This window comes from Qipengyuania flavescens, assembly GCF_029688735.1.
Classification (GTDB): Bacteria; Pseudomonadota; Alphaproteobacteria; order Sphingomonadales; family Sphingomonadaceae; genus Qipengyuania.
Map to the genome: position 1 here is coordinate 25,933 of NZ_JARULD010000003.1, position 16,784 is coordinate 42,716.

Sequence of the window (16,784 nt, forward strand, 5' to 3'; positions counted from 1 at the left end):
CCGGCATGGCACCGACACTGGCTTCGCAGCTCGAACTGCCTTGCGGGGCGGTGCTGCCCAACCGCATCGCCAAGGCGGCGATGACCGAAGGCATGGCGACGCCCGATGGCCGCCCGACGCCGGAGCTGGAGCGCCTCTATGGCATCTGGTCCGACGGCGGTGCGGGCATGCTTCTTTCCGGCAACATCATCGTCGATCGGGACCATCTCGAACGCCCGGGCAATGTCGTGATCGAGCACGAGCCCGACGCGGACATGAAGGCCCGGCTCGCCAGTTGGGCCAAGACCGCGACGCGAGGCGGCAACCATTTCTGGGCGCAGATCAGCCATGGCGGGCGGCAGACCCAAAAGCTGGTGAACCCGCATCCCAAGTCGTCGTCCGACGTGCAACTCGCGCTGCCCGGCGGTCAGTTCGGCAAGCCTGAGCCGCTGACGAAAGACGAAATCGCCGACCTCGTGAACCGCTGGGCCATCGTCGCGCGCGCTTGCCAGGAAGCGGGCTTCACCGGCGTGCAGATACATGGCGCGCATGGCTATCTGATCTCGCAATTTCTCTCCCCGCGCGTGAACTTGCGGACCGACGAATATGGCGGGACCCTTGAAAACCGCGCGCGCTTCCTGCTCGAGGTCGTCGCGAAGGTTCGCGCTGCGGTCGGCCCAAGCTTCCCGATTTCGGTCAAGCTCAACAGTGCCGACTTCCAGAAGGGTGGCTTCGATTTCGGCGACAGCTTGCAGGTCGTAAAATGGCTCGAAGCGGCTTCGGTCGATCTGATCGAGATTTCCGGCGGGACCTACGAACAGCCCAAATTGCTCGGGGTTGCGGGCCAGGAAGCCGAAGAGACGCAGGACATCGCGCCATCAACTGCGGCGCGCGAGGCCTATTTCGTCGATTTCGCCAAGGCGATGCAGGCCGAGGTCTCGGTCCCGCTCATGGTCACCGGCGGCTTCCGCACCCGCCCAGCGATGGTGCAGGCGCTGGAGAACGGTGCCGCGGATGTCATCGGCCTCGGGCGACCCATGTGCCTCGACACCCAGGCCCCGGCGCAGCTTTTGGCGGGGGCTGGCCAGCTTGCCCGTTACGAGGACGATCTCGACCTGCTGCCGGACTGGCTCGGCTTTCTCAAACGCTTCCAGACGATGAAGGCGATCAACGGGTTCGCGGGGATTTACTGGTTCTACGAGCAACTCTGGCTGCTCGGCCACCATGGGCGCGTCGATCGCGCTCTCTCGGTGATGAAAGCATTTCGCACCGTCGACGCCCGCAACAGGCTGATCATGAAAGCGCGGCGCGCGAGTTAGCCGCCGTGCTTCTCCAGCTCGTCGCCGCTGACATTCACGACATGCATGAGATTAGTCGAGCCCGGCGTGCCGAACGGGACGCCTGCGAGGGCAATAAGTTTGCTGCCCGCTTGGCCGAAGCCGTGGCGCAAGGCCATGCGCTTGCCCTTGGCGATCATCTCCTCGAAGCTGCCGATGTCCTTGGTGGCGACCGCATGGGCGCCCCATAGCAGGCCGAGCCGGCGCGCGGTCTTCATGCTTGGCGTCAGGACCAGCATCGGTACGCTCGGTCGCTCGCGCGCCACGCGGCGTGCCGTCGAGCCGGAGCCCGTGAACACCGTGATAGCGCTGATCGAAACCGTGTCCGCCACCGTCATGCAGGCATGGGCCAGCGCATCGGCGGTGGTCGCATCGGGCGGCGTGTCGAGGAAGCGCACACGGTCGAGATAGCTTTCGTCGCCTTCGACCTGGCGCGCGATTCGGTGCATGATGGTGACGGCTTCTTCCGGCCAGTCGCCCGCCGCGGTTTCGGCGGACAGCATCACGCAATCGGCTCCGTCGTACACCGCATTGGCCACGTCCGAAACTTCGGCGCGGGTCGGGGCGGGGCTTTCGATCATGCTTTCCAGCATCTGCGTCGCCACGATCACCGGCTTGCCCTTGAGGCGCGTCGCATTGACGATCCGCTTCTGCAGCGGCGGGACTTCCTGCGGCTCCAGCTCCACACCGAGGTCGCCGCGCGCGACCATGATGCCGTCGCTCATCTCGATGATCTCGTCGAGCCGGCGAACCGCCATCGGTTTTTCGATCTTGGCGCACAGCGATCCGCGGCCACCCATCAGCTTGCGCGCTTCGGCAAGATCCTCCGGCCGCTGGACGAAAGACAGGCCGATCCAGTCGACGCCCTGCTGGATGGCGAAGGCGAGGTCCTTGCGATCCTTCTCGGTCAGCGCGGGGATGGGGATCTCGGCGTCCGGCACATTTACGCCCTTGCGGTCGGAGATGACCCCGCCGACTTCGGCCGAGCACTTGATCGCGTTTTCGTCTGCACTGATGACCTTGAGGCGGATCTTGCCGTCGTTGATCAGCAGGCGCTGGCCCTTTTCGAGCAGGCCGAACAATTCGGGATGGGGCAGCTGGACCCGGGTTTCGTCGCCCGGGGTGGGATCGCGATCGAGCGTGAAGTGGCCGGAGTGGCGGATAACCGCCTCGCCGTCCTTGAACTTGCCGACGCGCAGCTTCGGGCCCTGCAGATCGGCAAGGATCGCGATCGGCCGCATGAATCGTTTCTCGAGGTCGCGGATCGCCTTGATCGTATCGGCGTGATCCGCATGCTCGCCGTGGCTCATATTGACCCGGAAGGCATCCACGCCGGCCTTGAACAGGCGCGCGAGCATTTCGGGAGAGCGGCTTGCCGGACCGACGGTGGCGAGGATCTTGACCTTGCGGCCGCGCGGATCGAGCTTGGGAGCGCCGGAGCGCGAGGACGGGGTCTTTGCCATGGCCGATGGCTATGGCACAGGCAGGCTGCAACTCAAGGACAAGTGCTTCATGGATACGAATACAGACCCGCTCGACACGCTCGACGATGCCGTCGCGGCGGCGGCTTTCCGCCGTCTGGTGCGCCATCTGCGCCATCGCCACGATGCGCAGAACATCGACCTCATGGGCCTCTCGGGCTTTTGCCGCAATTGCCTGGCCGACTGGATCCGCGACGCCGGATACGAGGGCGACAAGGGGGCTGCGCGCGAGCTGATCCACGGCATGCCGCAGGAAGAATGGAAGGCCACCCGCCAGACGCCCGCGACCGAAGAGCAGCTCGCACGGATGCAGGCCAGCGTCGCGAAGAATGCACAGGGTCACGCACAGGAATAGGGATTCGCACCCTTCACCCGCAGGGCATGGCTGGCTATCGCACCCGCCACGCGCCCCTGGGGCGATTCTCATTTCACTGGAGCTGACTGACCATGGCCGAAGCCACCGACGACCGCCTGCGCCTTCTGATCGAGCGCATCGAACGACTCGAGGAAGAGAAGAAGGGCATCGCCGACGACATTCGCGACGTCTATGCGGAAGCCAAGGCCGTGGGCTACGACACCAAGATCATGCGCCAGGTCATCCGCCTCAGGAAGATGAAGCCCGACGAGCGCAGCGAGCAGGAAACCATCCTCGATACTTACAAGGCCGCGCTCGGCATGGGCTGAGCGCGCCGCGCATCGATCAGCAGGACATGACCGCCAGGTTCTGCGTGTTCGAGATCGTGCGGTTGCTGGAATCGCGAACGTTGAACGCGGTTTCGTAGCGGATCGTCCGCTCTTTGACGAAACCGTTCAGGAACAGCGGTTTGTATTTATAGGACACCTCGGCGAACATCACCGCATTGCCGTTTTCGGACTTGATGCGCTTGCCCGGCGGGCCGAGGCCGTCCTTCAGCGTCGCATCGTTCTTGCCCTTGCCCTGCTTGCCGTATTTCGGTGCGACGGCGAGATCGCCCCAGCAGCGCTGCCATTCGATCTTCTGGCCCTTGGCCCCACCCTTGCCGCCATTGTCCTGGAGCGAGGAAATCACCACTCGTCCCTCCGGCTCGAAGTCGATGGATTTGCCGAGCACGCCTGCCCCTGCGAAAATCTCGTAGACATTCGCCTCGTCCATGCCGTTGGTCACGCGTCCTGCATTGTCGGACACTGTATTGGCGATCTCGCTGACGCGCATGTGAGTGATGGCCAGATTGGCGAGTTCCAGGCCGCCGATGGTCAGCGCCGCCATCAACGGGGCGATCAGGGCGAATTCCAGCATGGCGATGCCATCTTCCGACCGGGCGAGGCGGCGCGTGAACGCAGTGGGCTTCAGCTTCATGTTCCATCTCCGCACAGGACCGGCGGGGTCGATTGGTTGGCGTACGGCTGGTTGCGGACCGCGGTCTCGACCGTGAAATCGATCGTGTCCGAAAAGCCGATCAGCTCCGGCGTCGGGAACAGTCGCGGATGCTGCACGCGCACGGAGTAGAAGGTCACGTCGTTGGCACCGCCCACCCCGACGCGTCCGGAATCAAGATCGTAGGTCCCGTTCTCGTTCAGGTCTTCCCAGCAATCGGCATCGGCATTGTCGAACTGGCCATTCCCATTGACGTCCGTCACCAGCCGTTCCGGATTGCCGATCCCGTTGAAATCGAAGAAGTTCTTTTGCGTGATCGTATATGTCGCTTTCGGAGCGACATTGTCGATCTGCTGCTTCAACGTATTCTCGACGCGTTCTTCCAGGGTCGAGCCGGATGCGATGAAATTGGGTTCCTCCACCGAAGCGCGACGGCTCACATCGTCGAGCGCCCCTTGCGCCACGCCGCGCATGTAGAACTGATGGCCCAGGTCCATCGCTCCGATAAGCATGACGAGGAACGGCGTCAGCAGCAGGGCGAACTCGACCGCGGCCGCCCCGGTTTCGTCTCGGCTCAGTCGAGCGGCCTGCCTTTGGCTAAATACACGCATTATTCGGTCAGCCTGAGATTGCCGATGCCGCGACCGATCGTTTCGAAGATTTCTTCGAGGTCGCTGCCATCGCTGGTGTGGAAGTGGGAATCGCTGGTCGCGCATTTTTTGATATCGTCGACATTGGTGACATCAAGCGCGATCACCCAGACGGTGACCTTCATCGATTTTGCCAGGGTGCAGATCGACTCGAAGCGATTGACGTGCTTTTGTGTCTGAGTGCCACTGCCCTGCATGCGGTCAGTCAACCAATCGACGCCATATGCGGAATAAAGAGAAGGGCCGGTGTCGAGCTTGCCATCGGTCATGAACACGATGTGCTGATTGACCGGATACTGCCCGCGCGTTTCGGGATTGTCGGATGCGAAGAACCCGTTCCGCGATATGAAACGCAGGCCCCACAGCATGCCGATGTCGTGATAAGTACCGCCGGTCACGCGCGCCGTGGCGTTGCTGATGGCGTTATTGAAAGCCGTTTCGTTGGCGTATTCGCGCAAGGTGGTCGCCTCAGAAGGACAACCATCCTGCGTGTGGCCATTCTGGACCCCGGGATCGTAGCGGCCGAACTGCATTGCGGAATCATTGCCGTTTGCGGGAACGCCGTCGACATCCTCCAGCGAGACCGTGTCTGCATATTCGATGGGATTGCTGCTGTACCCGTTCGACGCCCGTTCTTCGATGCAGGCATCACCGCTGGTACGGAACCCTTGGCGGTTGCCACCCGAATTGCCGCCACCGTTGCCAATGTTCCAGCTAGACTGGTTTATGTGCACGGTTTTCAGCCCGTTATTGGCGAAATAGGTGCGTCCGCGATTCTGGTAAAAGTATCCGTCGACATACTGCTGCTCGACCACGATGTCCCTGTTGCGGAGTGAACGGCCAACGTTCACCGTGTGCGAATAGGGCACGATGCCGTAGCGCGTGGTCGAACCGTCGTTCGCTTCGAGTGCGCGGTAAAGGCCTGACGCGCCCGTCCTAAGCTTGGAAATCTTCGAGCCGCCACCGGTCGAGGGATTATCGTTCATCGATCCCGTCACGTCGAGCACCATGACGATGTCGTTGTGGCCGAGGTCCTTCTTGGCATTGCAGCTCACCGAAATCGAAATCTCGGTGTAATCGAAGACCCGCATCAAAGAGGTCGGAACGTCGGCCGATGCGGTCCCTTTCAGCTCTGATGCCGCGGAGCTGTTCTGCGCGACGTTGAATTTCAGATTCTTCGTGTTGTAGAGACCATTGGGGAAGTTGAAATCGAAGAACTTCTTCGCCTGGTCCTTTTCGGAGTCGCCGAACTGGGTTCCGGTCATCGATTGGCGGCCGGCCAGAACGCCCGCGTCGCACGCCTTCTGGAGCTTGGACCGCGCCATATAGGCTATGCTGATGTCCATCGCCCCGCCGACGAGCGCGATCAGCGGAAAGATGCCTGCCGCGAAGAGCGGGAGAACATTGCCCCCTTCATCTCTGGCGAGCCTTTTCATGAATGGACGACGCATAAAATTTCCCCTGGTGATTACTTAGGGGAATAAAGTATTTTCCATAGGATTTGCGTGCTAGACATAGTTGAGAATTGAAGTCTGACTACGGTAAACGCAACGTTTATATTTAGGTTACCAGCCCTTGTCGTCATGAGGTTTCGGGATCGGCAAGGCAGTTTCTCCGACAGTCCGTTCACCATTTTCCTTTGATACGATTAGCGACATGGCCGTTCAGTCGAATCAGCTTGCGCGTCGGCACCGCCTTGAAACCGGTAATTGGTGAGTTATATAAATAACACACGCAAGGAGAAAGATATGCCCCCACACTGGAAAGACGCGCGCGGAGTAACCGTGACGACCACGCCGACCATCGAAGGCCAGCCGATCCGGGAATATCTCGGCATTGTCACCGGCGAGGTGATCGTCGGGGCCAACCTCTTTCGCGACCTGTTCGCCAATATCCGTGATATCGTCGGGGGGCGGTCCGGGAGCTACGAACGCATCCTCGCCGACGCGCGCGAGCAGGCGATCCAGGAACTGCAGGCGGAAGCGGCCAGCCGCGGCGGCAATGCGGTGGTCGGGATCGACCTCGATTACGAGGTGATCGGGGACACAGGCTCGATGCTGATGGTCAGCGCCAGCGGCACGGCAGTGAAGGTCTGAGCTAGGCGGCCGCCTGTCCTGCAAGCAGGACGAGGCCGACGAAGGTGCCGTTGTGGAGCGTGTGCAGCAGGATGCTCGCCCACAGCCCGTAATTCACGCGGATGTAGCCCAAAATTGCGCCGGTCGCGAATTGCGGCAGGACGAGGGGCAGCGCCATGATCATCTGGTCCGCCGGAAAGTTGAAGATGTGGATCAGCGAAAAGGCGAGCGTGCTGAGCCAGAAGAACAGCGGGAAGAGCCGTTGGAACCAGCCCATCGCGTCGCGCTTGCGCAAGGCATAGATCGTTGCCAGCGCGACGACGGCTGCGACCAGTACTCCGATCAAGGCGCCGAGCCAGATTTCTCCCAAACCTTCTCCCGCAAATGCCGACGTGACTGCCACCGCGACAAGGGCGGCCGGGATTGCAAGAATGATCGCGAGAACATGTCCCGGCCGCCCGGATAGCCAGCCGCGGAATGCGATCTCCTCGGACAACGGCGCGACCACGACTGCGGCGAAGACAAGTCCCACCGTCATTTCCATCCCGGCAATGGCCGTCTCCGGCAGCTCCGTCCCCGCAGCCATCACGATACCCGCGATCGCCAGCAACGCGAGCATGATCGCGAAGTCGAGCAGCAGCAGTCTTAGTGTCGCCAAGAGGCTGGCCATCCGCGGCATCGGCGCGCGCGGGGGTAGGGTCGGGCGCTTGAGAAAGCGACCGAACTGGCGCCATTCGCCCATGATCGAACCGGCGGGCGCGATCGCGCCGCTTGCACTTGTGGTCACTGCGTCCATGCGGCTAAGGCTGCCCCCTGATTCCACCGAGGTGGTTCCCACCACAGCATTGCAAAAAGCGACACCATGGCAGGCCATTCCAAATTCAAGAACATCATGCATCGCAAGGGCGCGCAGGACAAGAAGCGCAGTGCGATGTTCTCCAAACTGTCCCGCGAAATCACCGTGGCGGCCAAGATGGGCATGCCCGATCCGGACATGAACCCGCGCCTGCGGCTGGCAGTCAATGCGGCGAAATCGCAATCCATGCCCAAGGACAACATCCAGCGCGCGATCGACAAGGCGAGCGCGCAGGACGGCGAGAATTACGAGGAAGTACGCTACGAAGGCTACGGCCCGGGCGGCAGCGCGATCATCGTCGAGGCGCTGACCGACAACCGCAACCGCACGGCCACCAGCATCCGCACCGCCTTCAGCAAGAACGGCGGCAATCTCGGCACGGAAGGCAGCGTGGCGCACGGGTTCGAGCGGCTCGGCCTGATCATCTATCCGGCGGACGCAGGCAGCGAGGATGCGGTGCTCGAAGCAGCGATGGAAGCCGGCGCCGAGGACATCGCCTCGACCGACGACGGCCATGAGATCTGGACCGCTGCGGAAGATTTGCACCAGGTGTCCAGCGACCTCGAAAAGGCGCTGGGCGAGGCGGAGACCGTCAAGCTGGCGTGGAAGCCCAACCTCACCGTCGACATGGACGAGAAGAACGCCGCGACCCTGCTCAAGCTGATCGACACGCTCGACGACGACGACGACGTGCAGACCGTCTGGGGCAATTACGACATCTCCGACGAGGTGATGGACAAGCTGGAGGGGTAAGAAGGTTCTCGTTGGGTGCGGTCGGGACATCCGTCCCGACCTTGCTGTTCCATCCCGCTCCCCCACCCGGCCACCCACGGCACTATACTGTTTGGGTGCCCGGGTGGGGGAGCGGGATGGCACAGCCGCAAGCCTTCGACGGATGTCGAAGGCACCCCCGACAATCGGGAGACAACTATGCGCGACTGGGCCATCGCCGGAGTCTTGGGAGCCTGCTTCCTGCTGGCGATCGCGTGGCGGCTCGGCTGGCTGATCGGCTTGTCGTGAGCGAGCGCCGCGTATGATCATTCTGGGCCTCGACCCTTCGCTCAGTTGCACCGGCTGGGGCGTGATCCGCGCGGAAGGCTCGCGCATCGCCCATGTGGCGAACGGTCAGGTGCCGACCGACGCCAAGGCTACGATAACCCAGCGGCTGGCCACATTGCAGTCGGCGCTGGCCGAGGTCATCGCAGCGCACCGACCCGACCGGGCGGCGGCGGAGGAGATCTTCGTCAACAAGAACCCGCAATCGACGCTCAAGCTGGCGCAGGCGCGCGGCGCGGTGCTGGCGGCGTGTGGCGCGGCCGGGCTGACCGTGAACGAACACGCGGCGCGGCTGGTTAAGAAGGCGGTGGTCGGCACGGGCGGGGCCGACAAGACACAGGTCCAGGCGATGTTGAAGGTCCTGTTGCCGGGCGCGCAGATCGCGGGCGCCGACGCAGCCGATGCTCTGGCCGTGGCGATAGCCGACGCGCACCTCGTTCAACGTTTCTAATGGAGTTCGCGACATTATGATCCACGTCTATGGCATTCCGAATTGCGATACGGTCAAGAAGGCGCGCAAGTGGCTCGATGCGCAGGGGCTCGAGTACACCTTTCACGACTACAAGAAGGAAGGCGCCGATCCCGAAAAGCTGGCCGCGTGGATCGACGCGGAGGGCGTCGATACGGTGCTGAACCGGCGCGGTACGACCTGGCGCAAGCTGTCCGATGCGCAAAAGGCCGATCTGGACGCGGCCAAGGCAGTCGCATTGCTGCAAGCGAACCCGAGCATGATCAAGCGGCCGGTGGTCGAACACCCCGGTGGCCTTCTGGTCGGTTTTTCGGAAAGCGAGTGGGCAGCGGCGCTTCAGTAACCGCTGCCGGTGCCCCAGCCGTCGTGAGAATTGCCTGTGACCCCGCGCGCATTCTCGTTCGAGGCGCTGGTCACCATGCGTTTCACCGAAGACAGGTCTTCGCCCGATCCGTACACCAGGCCAAGGACGACCATCGTCGCTAGGAGGAGTTTCTTGATCATGGCGCTGAAAATTGCAGGGGCGTTCGTTAAGTCCCTTTTAACGCTCATCCTTGCCGGCGCGGCAACCATAAGCTGGGCGCAGAACGGGGACATGCTGGTGATCGCCCATCGCGGCGCGAGCGGGGAGCGGCCCGAGCACACGCTGGCGGCCTATGAACGTGCGATCGACCAGGGCGCGGATTATATCGAGCCGGACCTCGTGGCGACGAAGGATCTGGTGCTGGTCGCTCGGCATGAAAACGAACTGTCGGAAACGACCGATGTGGACATGCGCGAGGAGTTCGAGGATCGCCAGCGGTCCAAGACCATCGACGGGCGGCTAGTCACCGGATGGTTCGCGGAAGATTTCACACTCGCCGAATTGCGCACCCTGCGCGCGAAGGAGCGAATCCCGGCGCTTCGGCCGGCCAACGCTCGCTACAATGGCCTCTACGCGATCCCGACCCTTGCCGAGATCGTGCAGCTGGTCCGCGCCAAGGAAGCGGAGACCGGGCGGCGCATCGGGCTGTATCCCGAACTCAAGCACCCGACTTTCCTGTTGCAGGAGGCCGGCATCGACATGGTCGACTTGCTGGTGACGCAGCTGCGCGCACTCGATCTCGACGATGCGGACGACCCCGTCTTCGTGCAGAGTTTCGAAGTCGGGCCGTTGCGGCGGCTCGACAGCATGATCGAGGTGCCGCTCGTCCAGCTGGTTAAAGCCGAGGGCGGGCCGGCCGACATTCCGGCGACGAGCTACGACGAGATGCTGAGCGCTACCGGTCTGGTCGACATCGCCAGCTATGCCGACGCGATCGGAGCGGATCTGCAGCTACTCTTCGGACCGGAGGGTATTCCGTCGGGCTTTGTTGACGAGGCCCAGCAGGCCGGGCTGCAGGTTCACGTCTGGACGCTGCGCAAAGAGAATGCCTACCTGCCGCCCTTCCTGCAGCGCGGCGACGCCCCGGGTGCGACAGGCGATGTCCCCGGCATGGTCAACCTGCTCGAGGTGCAGGGCGTCGACGGCGTGTTCACCGACGATCCCGGACTGGTCATCAGCGCGCTCGCGCAGTTACGAGGTAATTGAGCGAGAGATCGTCCGACAGATGCAGGCCCTTGGTGGGCGAGAAGGCGATTCCCGTCGGCTCGCCCATGTCGAGACCGGCTTCGTCCAGCAGCTCGCCAAGTTCTTCGGGAGAAACGAAATCGTCCCAATCGTGCGTGCCACGCGGGATCAGGCCGAAGGTTTCGGCCGCGCCGACCATCAGAAGCCGCGATTGCGGCGTCCGGTTGGGAGTGGATAGCACCAGCAAGCCTCCGGCTGCGAGGCGCGCGGCGAGGGCGGCGATAAAGGCGCGCTTGTCTGAGACATGCTCGATCACCTCCATCGCGGTGACCAGGTCGAATGTGCCGATATCGAGCGCACCGATCTCCCCCGCCATATAGCGAATAGCTAGCCCGGCACCCTCGGCATGGATCGCTGCCGCCGCGACGTTCTCGGGCGCGGCGTCCACCCCCGTGACATCTGCTCCGAGCCGCGCGAGCGGTTCGCATAGCAGCCCGGCACCGCAACCGACATCGAGCGCGCTCTTGCCCGCCAGCGGCTTGCGTGCCTCGATGTCGTTCGCCCAATGGAGGTCTATCGCCTCGCGCAGGAATTTAAGCCGGACCGGATTGAGCCGATGCAGCATGGCCGAGGAGCCTTTCGGATCCCACCAGTCCTTCGCCAGCCTGCCGAAGTGCGCCGCTTCGTCGGGGCGGATCGTCTTGCCCGACATTGTGCCTGCCGAAGTATTGCTACGCGCTTGCGTGGTTGCATCGCTCATGCGCTCTGGCTAGCAGCCTTAGCCCACGCATTCCAGCACGGAGACGCACGCGCTTGGCCCGTATCGTGATGAAATTCGGCGGCACCTCCATGGCGGGGACCGAGCGCATTCGGCGCGTCGCCAATATCGTGCGCAAGCAGCAGGCGCGCGGGCACGAGGTCGCCGTGGTCGTCAGCGCGATGGCGGGGGAGACCGACCGGCTGGTGAACTTCTGCCGCGAAGCCAATGCGCTTTACGATCCGGCCGAATACGATGTCGTTGTGGCCAGCGGGGAGCAGGTGACCAGCGGGCTGCTCGCGCTGACGCTGCAATCGCTCGGCTGCAAGGCGCGCAGCTGGCTAGGCTGGCAATTGCCGGTCCATACGATCGAGGCGCATGCGAAGGCGCGCATCGACGACATCGACGCCGCAGCGCTCATCGCCAGCATGCAGGCGGGCGAGATCGCCGTCATCCCGGGCTTCCAGGGCCTGTCGGACGACGGCCGTATCACCACGCTCGGCCGCGGCGGCTCCGACACCTCGGCTGTCGCCGTGGCGGCGGCGATCGATGCCGACCGCTGCGACATCTACACCGATGTCGATGGCGTCTACACCACCGACCCGCGCATCGTCGCCAAGGCGAGGAAGCAGAAGGCGGTGACCTACGAGGAAATGCTCGAGCTCGCGAGCGTCGGGGCCAAAGTGCTCCAGACGCGCTCGGTGGGTCTCGCCATGAAGGAGGGCGTGCGTGTGCAGGTCCTCTCCAGCTTCGTCGGAGAGGATGCCATCCCGGCCGACGAACACCCCGGCACGATGATCGTGTCGGAGGAAGAAATGAACGAACTGGTGGAGAAGGGCGATATGGAACGCCAGCACGTGACCGGCATCGCGCATGACAAGAACGAGGCCAAGGTGATCCTCACCCGTGTGCCCGACAAGCCCGGCGCGGTGGCCCACATCTTCGAACCGCTCGCGCAGGCCAGCATCAATGTCGACATGATCATCCAGAACGTCGGGCGCGACAAGGGAGAGACCGACGTGACCTTCACCGTGCCCCAGGCCGACCTCGCCCGTGCGCAGGCCCTGCTGGAGGACAAGCGCGACGACATCGGCTTCAACCGCCTGATCACCGACAGCAAGATCGCCAAGATCAGCGTCGTCGGCGTCGGCATGAAAAGCCACGCGGGCGTCGCCGCAACCATGTTCAAATCGCTCGCCGATCGCGGGATCAACATTCAGGCGATCACCACCAGCGAGATCAAGGTCAGCGTGATGATCGACGAGGACGAGACCGAGTTGGCGGTGCGCGTTCTGCACACGGCCTACGGGCTGGATGCCGCGGATGAGGCTGCGTAACTTCTCGCTCGACCGTGCCCTCGATACCTGGAGCGACTTTGCAATCGAGTGCTGGGCTTTCACGCTCCGGTTGGCCCTTGCTGGGCTTGGCGTCTTTTACGCGTGGGGATTAGCTGGACGTTGGAATGAAGCAGTCTTCGACCGCCTCTCTGCCAACTGGCTCGGGATCATAGGTTTTATCTTTGCTGGCGGCGTACTTTTGGCCATCCTGTATCGCCTTGAGCGCGCCTTCTCGAAGGAGAAAAAGCATCGCGGACCACAACTCAGCGGCGGCAGGAATGCCCCGGCGAAAAAGCGCCAGCGGAGCAGATGGGGCAACCGAAAGCGAAAGAGGAATACGTGAGCAACACTGCGAAAATCCTTCTCCTCGGCTCCGGTGAGCTTGGCCGCGAGTTCGTAATTTCGGCCAAGCGATTGGGCGCCTACGTCATCGCCTGCGATTCATACGACCATGCGCCTGCTATGCAGCTTTCGGACGCGCGCGAGGTGTTCTCCATGCTCGATGCCGAGCGGCTGCGCGCTGTCGTCGTGCAGCACCGGCCCGACTATATCGTGCCCGAGATCGAGGCGATCCGGACCGAGGTGCTTGCCGAACTCGAAAGCGAAGGTTTCACGGTCGTGCCCTCGGCGCGGGCGGCACAGCTTACGATGAACCGCGACGGTATCCGCGATCTTGCCGCGAACGAGCTTGGCCTCGTGACGTCACGCTATCGCTACGCCAAGAATTTCGAGGAAGTGCGCGCCGCCGCCCAGCACACCGGTTTCCCGTGCGTGATCAAGCCGGTCATGTCGTCGAGCGGCAAGGGCCAGACGACGGTTCGGGATGAAGGCGGGCTCGAGGCTGCGTGGGACTATGCCGTCGCCAATATGCGCGGCGACCGGCAGCGCGTGATCGTCGAGCAGTTCGTCGATTTCGATTACGAGATCACCCTGCTGACCGTGCGCCACAAAAGCGGCGTCACCTTCTGCCCGCCGATCGGCCACCGGCAGGAACGCGGCGACTATCAGGAGAGCTGGCAGCCCACACCGATGTCGGACGATGCCATCGCCAAGGCGCAGGACATGGCGCGCAAGGTGGTCGACAATCTCGGCGGATACGGCCTGTTCGGCGTCGAATTCTTCGTGAAGGGCGACGAGGTGATCTTCTCCGAACTCAGCCCGCGCCCGCACGATACCGGCATGGTCACGCTGGTCAGCCAGAACTTGACCGAGTTCGATCTCCACGCCCGCGCCATCCTCGGCCTTCCGGTTCCCGCCGAGTTGCGCGCCCGGCCTGCCGCCAGCGCCGTGATCCTTGCCGACCGCGACAGCGAAGCGCTGTCCTATGGCGGGCTGGCCGAGGCGATGGCGAACGGCGCGGACGTCCGCATTTTCGGCAAGCCGAGCAGTCGACCCTATCGCCGCATGGGCGTCGCACTGGCGACGGCGGGCGACACCGACGCGGCGAGACATACGGCACGCGATGCCGCGCACAAGGTTCATATCCACTACGGCGACTGATGCACTGCCGCTTGCCGTGCCGGCACAGCGGCAGTAAGCGCCCTGCGGATGAAAAATTACACAAGAACCACCGGCCTGATGCAGCGCGGCATCGACTTCCTCGGCAGCGAGACCGCGATCCTGTGCGGCGCGATGAGCTGGGTGTCGGAGCGCAATCTGGTCTCCGCCATCTCCAATGCGGGCGGCTTCGGCGTGATCGCCTGCGGGGCGATGGACCCGGACCTGCTCGACAAGGAAATCGCCGCCACCAGGGCGCTGACCGACAAGCCGTTCGGCGTGAACCTCATCACCATGCACCCGCAATTGTTCGATCTGATCGAGGTCTGCGGGAAGCACGGGGTCGGCCATGTCGTGCTTGCGGGCGGCATTCCGCCAAAAGGCAGCGTCGAGGCGATCAAGGGCGGTGCCAACCCGGCCAAGGTCATTTGCTTCGCCCCGACGCTCGCGCTGGCGAAGAAGCTGCTGCGCTCGGGCGCGGATGCGCTGGTGATCGAGGGCATGGAAGCGGGCGGCCATATCGGCCCCGTCTCGACCAGCGTGCTGGCGCAGGAAATGCTGCCCGAGCTGGCCGAGGAGCATTTGATCTTCGTCGCCGGCGGGATCGGCCGCGGCCATGCGATCGCGGGCTATCTGGAGATGGGTGCGGCGGGCGTCCAGCTCGGGACGCGCTTCGCCTGCGCGATGGAGAGCATCGCGCACGCCGATTTCAAGAAGGCCTTCTTCCGCGCCAGCGCCCGCGATGCGGTCGCCAGCGTGCAGGTCGATGCGCGCCTGCCGGTGATCCCGGTGCGCGCGCTCAAGAACAAGGGCACCGAGGAGTTCACCGCCAAGCAGCGCGAAGTCGCCGCCGTGCTCGACCGCGAGGAGATCGCGATGGCGGAGGCGCAGCTTCAGATCGAGCATTACTGGGCCGGCGCCCTGCGCCGCGCGGTGATCGACGGCGATGTCGAGAACGGCAGCCTGATGGCAGGCCAGTCGGTCGGCATGCTGAAGGAAGAGGAACCGGTCGCGACCATCATCGACAAGCTGATGGCACAGAGCGAGGACGCGCTTACGCGCCGCTGACCCGCATGGAAATCCGCCGCCTCGACGTGGACGTGTCCATCTATCGCAACCGGATACAGGTGACCGATCGCACGACCGGCAAGTTCGTGGACCAGACCGCGCAGCATGCCTTCTCGTCCGATAGCTCGTTGATCGCGAATACGCGATACCTCGAAGACACGATCGTCCGCGCCATCCGGCAACTTTTGGTCGGCGGCTTTTCGCTCAAGGACCCGATCGCGCACGTGGTGTCGACCGAATTGCCATTGTCGCCGAGCCAGAAGGACATCGTTGCCATTGCCTTGCGCGAAGCAGGCATGCGCGAAGTGGTGTTCGACGACTAAGCCATCGTTGAACGCGCCATAGGCGGTTTGCGGTTGTCGCGTGCCGGACTGCGGGGCAAACGAATGGATATGTCCGCCCCACTCGTCCTCACCCTGTCCTGCACGGACCGCCCCGGCATAACCGCGCGCGTCACATCATTTCTGTTCGAACGTGGCGGCAACATCCTCGAAGCGCAGCAGTTCAACGACCGCGCCGCCGATGCCTTTTTCATGCGCGTCGAATTCGACCCGGGCGGCGCCTCGGCGGGCAGCCTGCGAGAAGATTTCGCGGAGGTTGCAGGCGCGTTCGGGATGGACTGGAAGCTGGTCGGCCGCGATCGGCCGCGCCGTGTGCTCATCATGGTGAGCAAGTTCGACCACTGCCTCGCCGACCTGCTTTATCGCTGGCGGATCGGGGAGCTTTCGATGGAGCCTGTCGCCATCGTCTCCAACCATCCGCGCGAAGCGATCGCGCACACGCATCTGGGCGACATCCCGTTCCACTATTTGCCGATCACCCGCGATACCAAGTCCGAGCAGGAAGCGAAGGTGCGCGGGGTTGCCGAGCAGACCGGCGCCGAGCTCGTGGTGCTGGCGCGGTACATGCAAATCCTGTCGGACGAGCAAGCCGCCCATTTCGCCGGGCGCTGCATCAATATCCACCATAGCTTCCTGCCGGGCTTCAAGGGGGCCAAACCCTATCACCAGGCCTATGAGCGCGGGGTCAAGATGATCGGCGCAAGCGCGCACTACGTCACCAGCGATCTGGACGAAGGGCCGATCATCCATCAGGCCGCCGAACCGATCAGCCATGCGGACACGCCCGAAGAGCTGGTCCGCAAGGGCCGCGAGATCGAAAACCGCGTGCTGGCGGAGGCTGTGCGGCTGCATCTCGAAGAACGTGTGCTCCTCAATGGCCGCCGGACGGTGGTCTTTCGTAGCTGACAGGTCGCCGAAAGCGCCTGTCATGGAGGTGTCGTCTGCGATAGCTAGCCTGGCAGCAGACTTCGCAGGAAA

At 63.4% G+C, this 16,784-nt stretch carries 21 protein-coding genes; 14 read left to right on the forward strand and 7 right to left on the reverse strand.

The genetic code is table 11. The features are described from left to right. The first annotated feature begins 5 nt into the window (after positions 1-5). Complete coding sequence (locus P8R33_RS09930; RefSeq protein ID WP_278328855.1) at positions 6-1,298, forward strand: NADH:flavin oxidoreductase/NADH oxidase family protein; 1,293 nt, start codon at positions 6-8, stop codon at positions 1,296-1,298. Here P8R33_RS09930 and pyk read toward each other — a convergent pair. Next, positions 1,295-2,779 (reverse strand): pyruvate kinase, encoded by a 1,485-nt coding sequence (pyk, locus tag P8R33_RS09935; RefSeq protein WP_278328856.1) that lies wholly within the window; start codon positions 2,777-2,779, stop codon positions 1,295-1,297. The two genes, P8R33_RS09930 and pyk, sit on opposite strands and share 4 nt — an antisense overlap. 49 nt (positions 2,780-2,828) lie before the next feature. Between pyk and P8R33_RS09940 the strand changes: the two genes are divergently transcribed. Together P8R33_RS09940 and P8R33_RS09945 are read left to right on the forward strand one after the other, a co-directional pair. Continuing rightward, positions 2,829-3,152 (forward strand): DUF1244 domain-containing protein, encoded by a 324-nt coding sequence (locus P8R33_RS09940; RefSeq protein WP_278328857.1) that lies wholly within the window; start codon positions 2,829-2,831, stop codon positions 3,150-3,152. Positions 3,153-3,244: 92 nt separating this feature from the next. Further along, the gene (locus P8R33_RS09945; protein ID WP_090477501.1) at positions 3,245-3,481 is read left to right on the forward strand and encodes a DUF2312 domain-containing protein; all 237 of its coding nucleotides are present in this window, start codon (positions 3,245-3,247) and stop codon (positions 3,479-3,481) included. Between the two features lie 16 nt (positions 3,482-3,497). Here P8R33_RS09945 and P8R33_RS09950 read toward each other — a convergent pair whose 3' ends face one another. Genes P8R33_RS09950 through P8R33_RS09960 form a run of 3 tightly spaced genes read right to left on the reverse strand, consistent with a single transcriptional unit; the run spans position 3,498 to position 6,237 of the window. Continuing rightward, complete coding sequence (locus P8R33_RS09950; RefSeq protein WP_278328858.1) at positions 3,498-4,133, reverse strand: TadE/TadG family type IV pilus assembly protein; 636 nt, start codon at positions 4,131-4,133, stop codon at positions 3,498-3,500. Beyond that, positions 4,130-4,762, reverse strand: coding sequence for a TadE/TadG family type IV pilus assembly protein (locus P8R33_RS09955; RefSeq protein WP_278328859.1), 633 nt, complete (start codon positions 4,760-4,762; stop codon positions 4,130-4,132). Before P8R33_RS09955 ends, P8R33_RS09950 begins: the two co-directional genes overlap by 4 nt. Continuing rightward, positions 4,762-6,237 carry a pilus assembly protein gene (locus tag P8R33_RS09960; RefSeq protein WP_278328860.1) on the reverse strand — a complete coding sequence of 492 codons (1,476 nt, stop codon included), beginning with the start codon at positions 6,235-6,237 and terminating at the stop codon, positions 4,762-4,764. The genes P8R33_RS09955 and P8R33_RS09960 overlap by 1 nt, the downstream gene beginning before the upstream one ends. Before the next feature lie 312 nt (positions 6,238-6,549). On the opposite strand from P8R33_RS09960, the gene P8R33_RS09965 reads away from it, so the two are divergent. Then, positions 6,550-6,897, forward strand: a complete 348-nt coding sequence (locus tag P8R33_RS09965) for a heavy metal-binding domain-containing protein (RefSeq protein WP_278328861.1) — start codon at positions 6,550-6,552, stop codon at positions 6,895-6,897. A gap of 1 nt (position 6,898) precedes the next feature. On the opposite strand, the gene P8R33_RS09970 is transcribed toward P8R33_RS09965, so the two are convergent. After that, a complete protein-coding gene (locus P8R33_RS09970; protein ID WP_278328863.1) occupies positions 6,899-7,663 on the reverse strand; it encodes a CPBP family glutamic-type intramembrane protease in 765 nt (254 codons plus the stop codon). A gap of 75 nt (positions 7,664-7,738) precedes the next feature. Here P8R33_RS09970 and P8R33_RS09975 point away from each other — a divergent pair, with 75 nt between their 5' ends. The 3 genes from P8R33_RS09975 to P8R33_RS09985 all read left to right on the forward strand — a co-directional run bounded on the left by P8R33_RS09975 (position 7,739) and on the right by P8R33_RS09985 (position 9,600). After that, a complete protein-coding gene (locus P8R33_RS09975) occupies positions 7,739-8,485 on the forward strand; it encodes a YebC/PmpR family DNA-binding transcriptional regulator (protein WP_278328865.1) in 747 nt (248 codons plus the stop codon). Positions 8,486-8,765: 280 nt separating this feature from the next. Continuing rightward, positions 8,766-9,239, forward strand: a complete 474-nt coding sequence (ruvC, locus tag P8R33_RS09980; RefSeq protein WP_278328866.1) for a crossover junction endodeoxyribonuclease RuvC — start codon at positions 8,766-8,768, stop codon at positions 9,237-9,239. A gap of 13 nt (positions 9,240-9,252) precedes the next feature. Then, positions 9,253-9,600, forward strand: coding sequence for an ArsC family reductase (locus P8R33_RS09985; RefSeq protein WP_278329060.1), 348 nt, complete (start codon positions 9,253-9,255; stop codon positions 9,598-9,600). Here the strand turns inward: P8R33_RS09985 and P8R33_RS09990 are convergent. Beyond that, entirely contained in the window at positions 9,594-9,761 is a 168-nt protein-coding gene (locus P8R33_RS09990; protein WP_278328867.1) for a hypothetical protein, read from the reverse strand. The two genes, P8R33_RS09985 and P8R33_RS09990, sit on opposite strands and share 7 nt — an antisense overlap. Between P8R33_RS09990 and P8R33_RS09995 the strand changes: the two genes are divergently transcribed. Continuing rightward, positions 9,760-10,827, forward strand: a complete 1,068-nt coding sequence (locus P8R33_RS09995) for a glycerophosphodiester phosphodiesterase family protein (RefSeq protein ID WP_446532508.1) — start codon at positions 9,760-9,762, stop codon at positions 10,825-10,827. The two genes, P8R33_RS09990 and P8R33_RS09995, sit on opposite strands and share 2 nt — an antisense overlap. Here the strand turns inward: P8R33_RS09995 and ubiG are convergent. Beyond that, positions 10,796-11,566 carry a bifunctional 2-polyprenyl-6-hydroxyphenol methylase/3-demethylubiquinol 3-O-methyltransferase UbiG gene (gene ubiG, locus P8R33_RS10000; RefSeq protein ID WP_278328868.1) on the reverse strand — a complete coding sequence of 257 codons (771 nt, stop codon included), beginning with the start codon at positions 11,564-11,566 and terminating at the stop codon, positions 10,796-10,798. The two genes, P8R33_RS09995 and ubiG, sit on opposite strands and share 32 nt — an antisense overlap. Before the next feature lie 53 nt (positions 11,567-11,619). On the opposite strand from ubiG, the gene P8R33_RS10005 reads away from it, so the two are divergent. The 6 genes from P8R33_RS10005 to purU all read left to right on the forward strand — a co-directional run bounded on the left by P8R33_RS10005 (position 11,620) and on the right by purU (position 16,712). Beyond that, positions 11,620-12,900: an aspartate kinase gene (locus P8R33_RS10005; RefSeq protein WP_278328869.1), complete on the forward strand. Its 1,281-nt coding sequence runs from the start codon at positions 11,620-11,622 to the stop codon at positions 12,898-12,900. Then, complete coding sequence (locus tag P8R33_RS10010) at positions 12,887-13,243, forward strand: hypothetical protein (protein WP_278328870.1); 357 nt, start codon at positions 12,887-12,889, stop codon at positions 13,241-13,243. Before P8R33_RS10005 ends, P8R33_RS10010 begins: the two co-directional genes overlap by 14 nt. After that, a complete protein-coding gene (gene purT / locus P8R33_RS10015) occupies positions 13,240-14,400 on the forward strand; it encodes a formate-dependent phosphoribosylglycinamide formyltransferase (protein WP_278328871.1) in 1,161 nt (386 codons plus the stop codon). Before P8R33_RS10010 ends, purT begins: the two co-directional genes overlap by 4 nt. 48 nt (positions 14,401-14,448) lie before the next feature. After that, entirely contained in the window at positions 14,449-15,465 is a 1,017-nt protein-coding gene (locus P8R33_RS10020; protein ID WP_278328872.1) for an NAD(P)H-dependent flavin oxidoreductase, read from the forward strand. A 5-nt stretch (positions 15,466-15,470) separates the two neighbouring features. Next, entirely contained in the window at positions 15,471-15,788 is a 318-nt protein-coding gene (locus P8R33_RS10025; protein WP_278328873.1) for a hypothetical protein, read from the forward strand. 69 nt (positions 15,789-15,857) lie between these two features. Next, positions 15,858-16,712, forward strand: a complete 855-nt coding sequence (purU, locus tag P8R33_RS10030; protein WP_278329062.1) for a formyltetrahydrofolate deformylase — start codon at positions 15,858-15,860, stop codon at positions 16,710-16,712. Positions 16,713-16,784: the final 72 nt, after the last annotated feature.

Excerpts from the sequence above, each read along its gene's own strand:
- P8R33_RS09930 (WP_278328855.1), top strand. The coding sequence starts at position 6 with ATGGCACCGACACTGGCTTCGCAGCTCGAACTGCCTTGCGGGGCGGTG.
- pyk (WP_278328856.1), bottom strand. The coding sequence starts at position 2,779 with ATGGCAAAGACCCCGTCCTCGCGCTCCGGCGCTCCCAAGCTCGATCCG.
- P8R33_RS09940 (WP_278328857.1), top strand. The coding sequence starts at position 2,829 with ATGGATACGAATACAGACCCGCTCGACACGCTCGACGATGCCGTCGCG.
- P8R33_RS09945 (WP_090477501.1), top strand. The coding sequence starts at position 3,245 with ATGGCCGAAGCCACCGACGACCGCCTGCGCCTTCTGATCGAGCGCATC.
- P8R33_RS09950 (WP_278328858.1), bottom strand. The coding sequence starts at position 4,133 with ATGAAGCTGAAGCCCACTGCGTTCACGCGCCGCCTCGCCCGGTCGGAA.
- P8R33_RS09955 (WP_278328859.1), bottom strand. The coding sequence starts at position 4,762 with ATGCGTGTATTTAGCCAAAGGCAGGCCGCTCGACTGAGCCGAGACGAA.
- P8R33_RS09960 (WP_278328860.1), bottom strand. The coding sequence starts at position 6,237 with ATGAAAAGGCTCGCCAGAGATGAAGGGGGCAATGTTCTCCCGCTCTTC.
- P8R33_RS09965 (WP_278328861.1), top strand. The coding sequence starts at position 6,550 with ATGCCCCCACACTGGAAAGACGCGCGCGGAGTAACCGTGACGACCACG.
- P8R33_RS09975 (WP_278328865.1), top strand. The coding sequence starts at position 7,739 with ATGGCAGGCCATTCCAAATTCAAGAACATCATGCATCGCAAGGGCGCG.
- ruvC (WP_278328866.1), top strand. The coding sequence starts at position 8,766 with ATGATCATTCTGGGCCTCGACCCTTCGCTCAGTTGCACCGGCTGGGGC.
- P8R33_RS09995 (WP_446532508.1), top strand. The coding sequence starts at position 9,760 with ATGGCGCTGAAAATTGCAGGGGCGTTCGTTAAGTCCCTTTTAACGCTC.
- P8R33_RS09990 (WP_278328867.1), bottom strand. The coding sequence starts at position 9,761 with ATGATCAAGAAACTCCTCCTAGCGACGATGGTCGTCCTTGGCCTGGTG.
- ubiG (WP_278328868.1), bottom strand. The coding sequence starts at position 11,566 with ATGAGCGATGCAACCACGCAAGCGCGTAGCAATACTTCGGCAGGCACA.
- P8R33_RS10010 (WP_278328870.1), top strand. The coding sequence starts at position 12,887 with ATGAGGCTGCGTAACTTCTCGCTCGACCGTGCCCTCGATACCTGGAGC.
- P8R33_RS10020 (WP_278328872.1), top strand. The coding sequence starts at position 14,449 with ATGAAAAATTACACAAGAACCACCGGCCTGATGCAGCGCGGCATCGAC.
- P8R33_RS10025 (WP_278328873.1), top strand. The coding sequence starts at position 15,471 with ATGGAAATCCGCCGCCTCGACGTGGACGTGTCCATCTATCGCAACCGG.
- purU (WP_278329062.1), top strand. The coding sequence starts at position 15,858 with ATGTCCGCCCCACTCGTCCTCACCCTGTCCTGCACGGACCGCCCCGGC.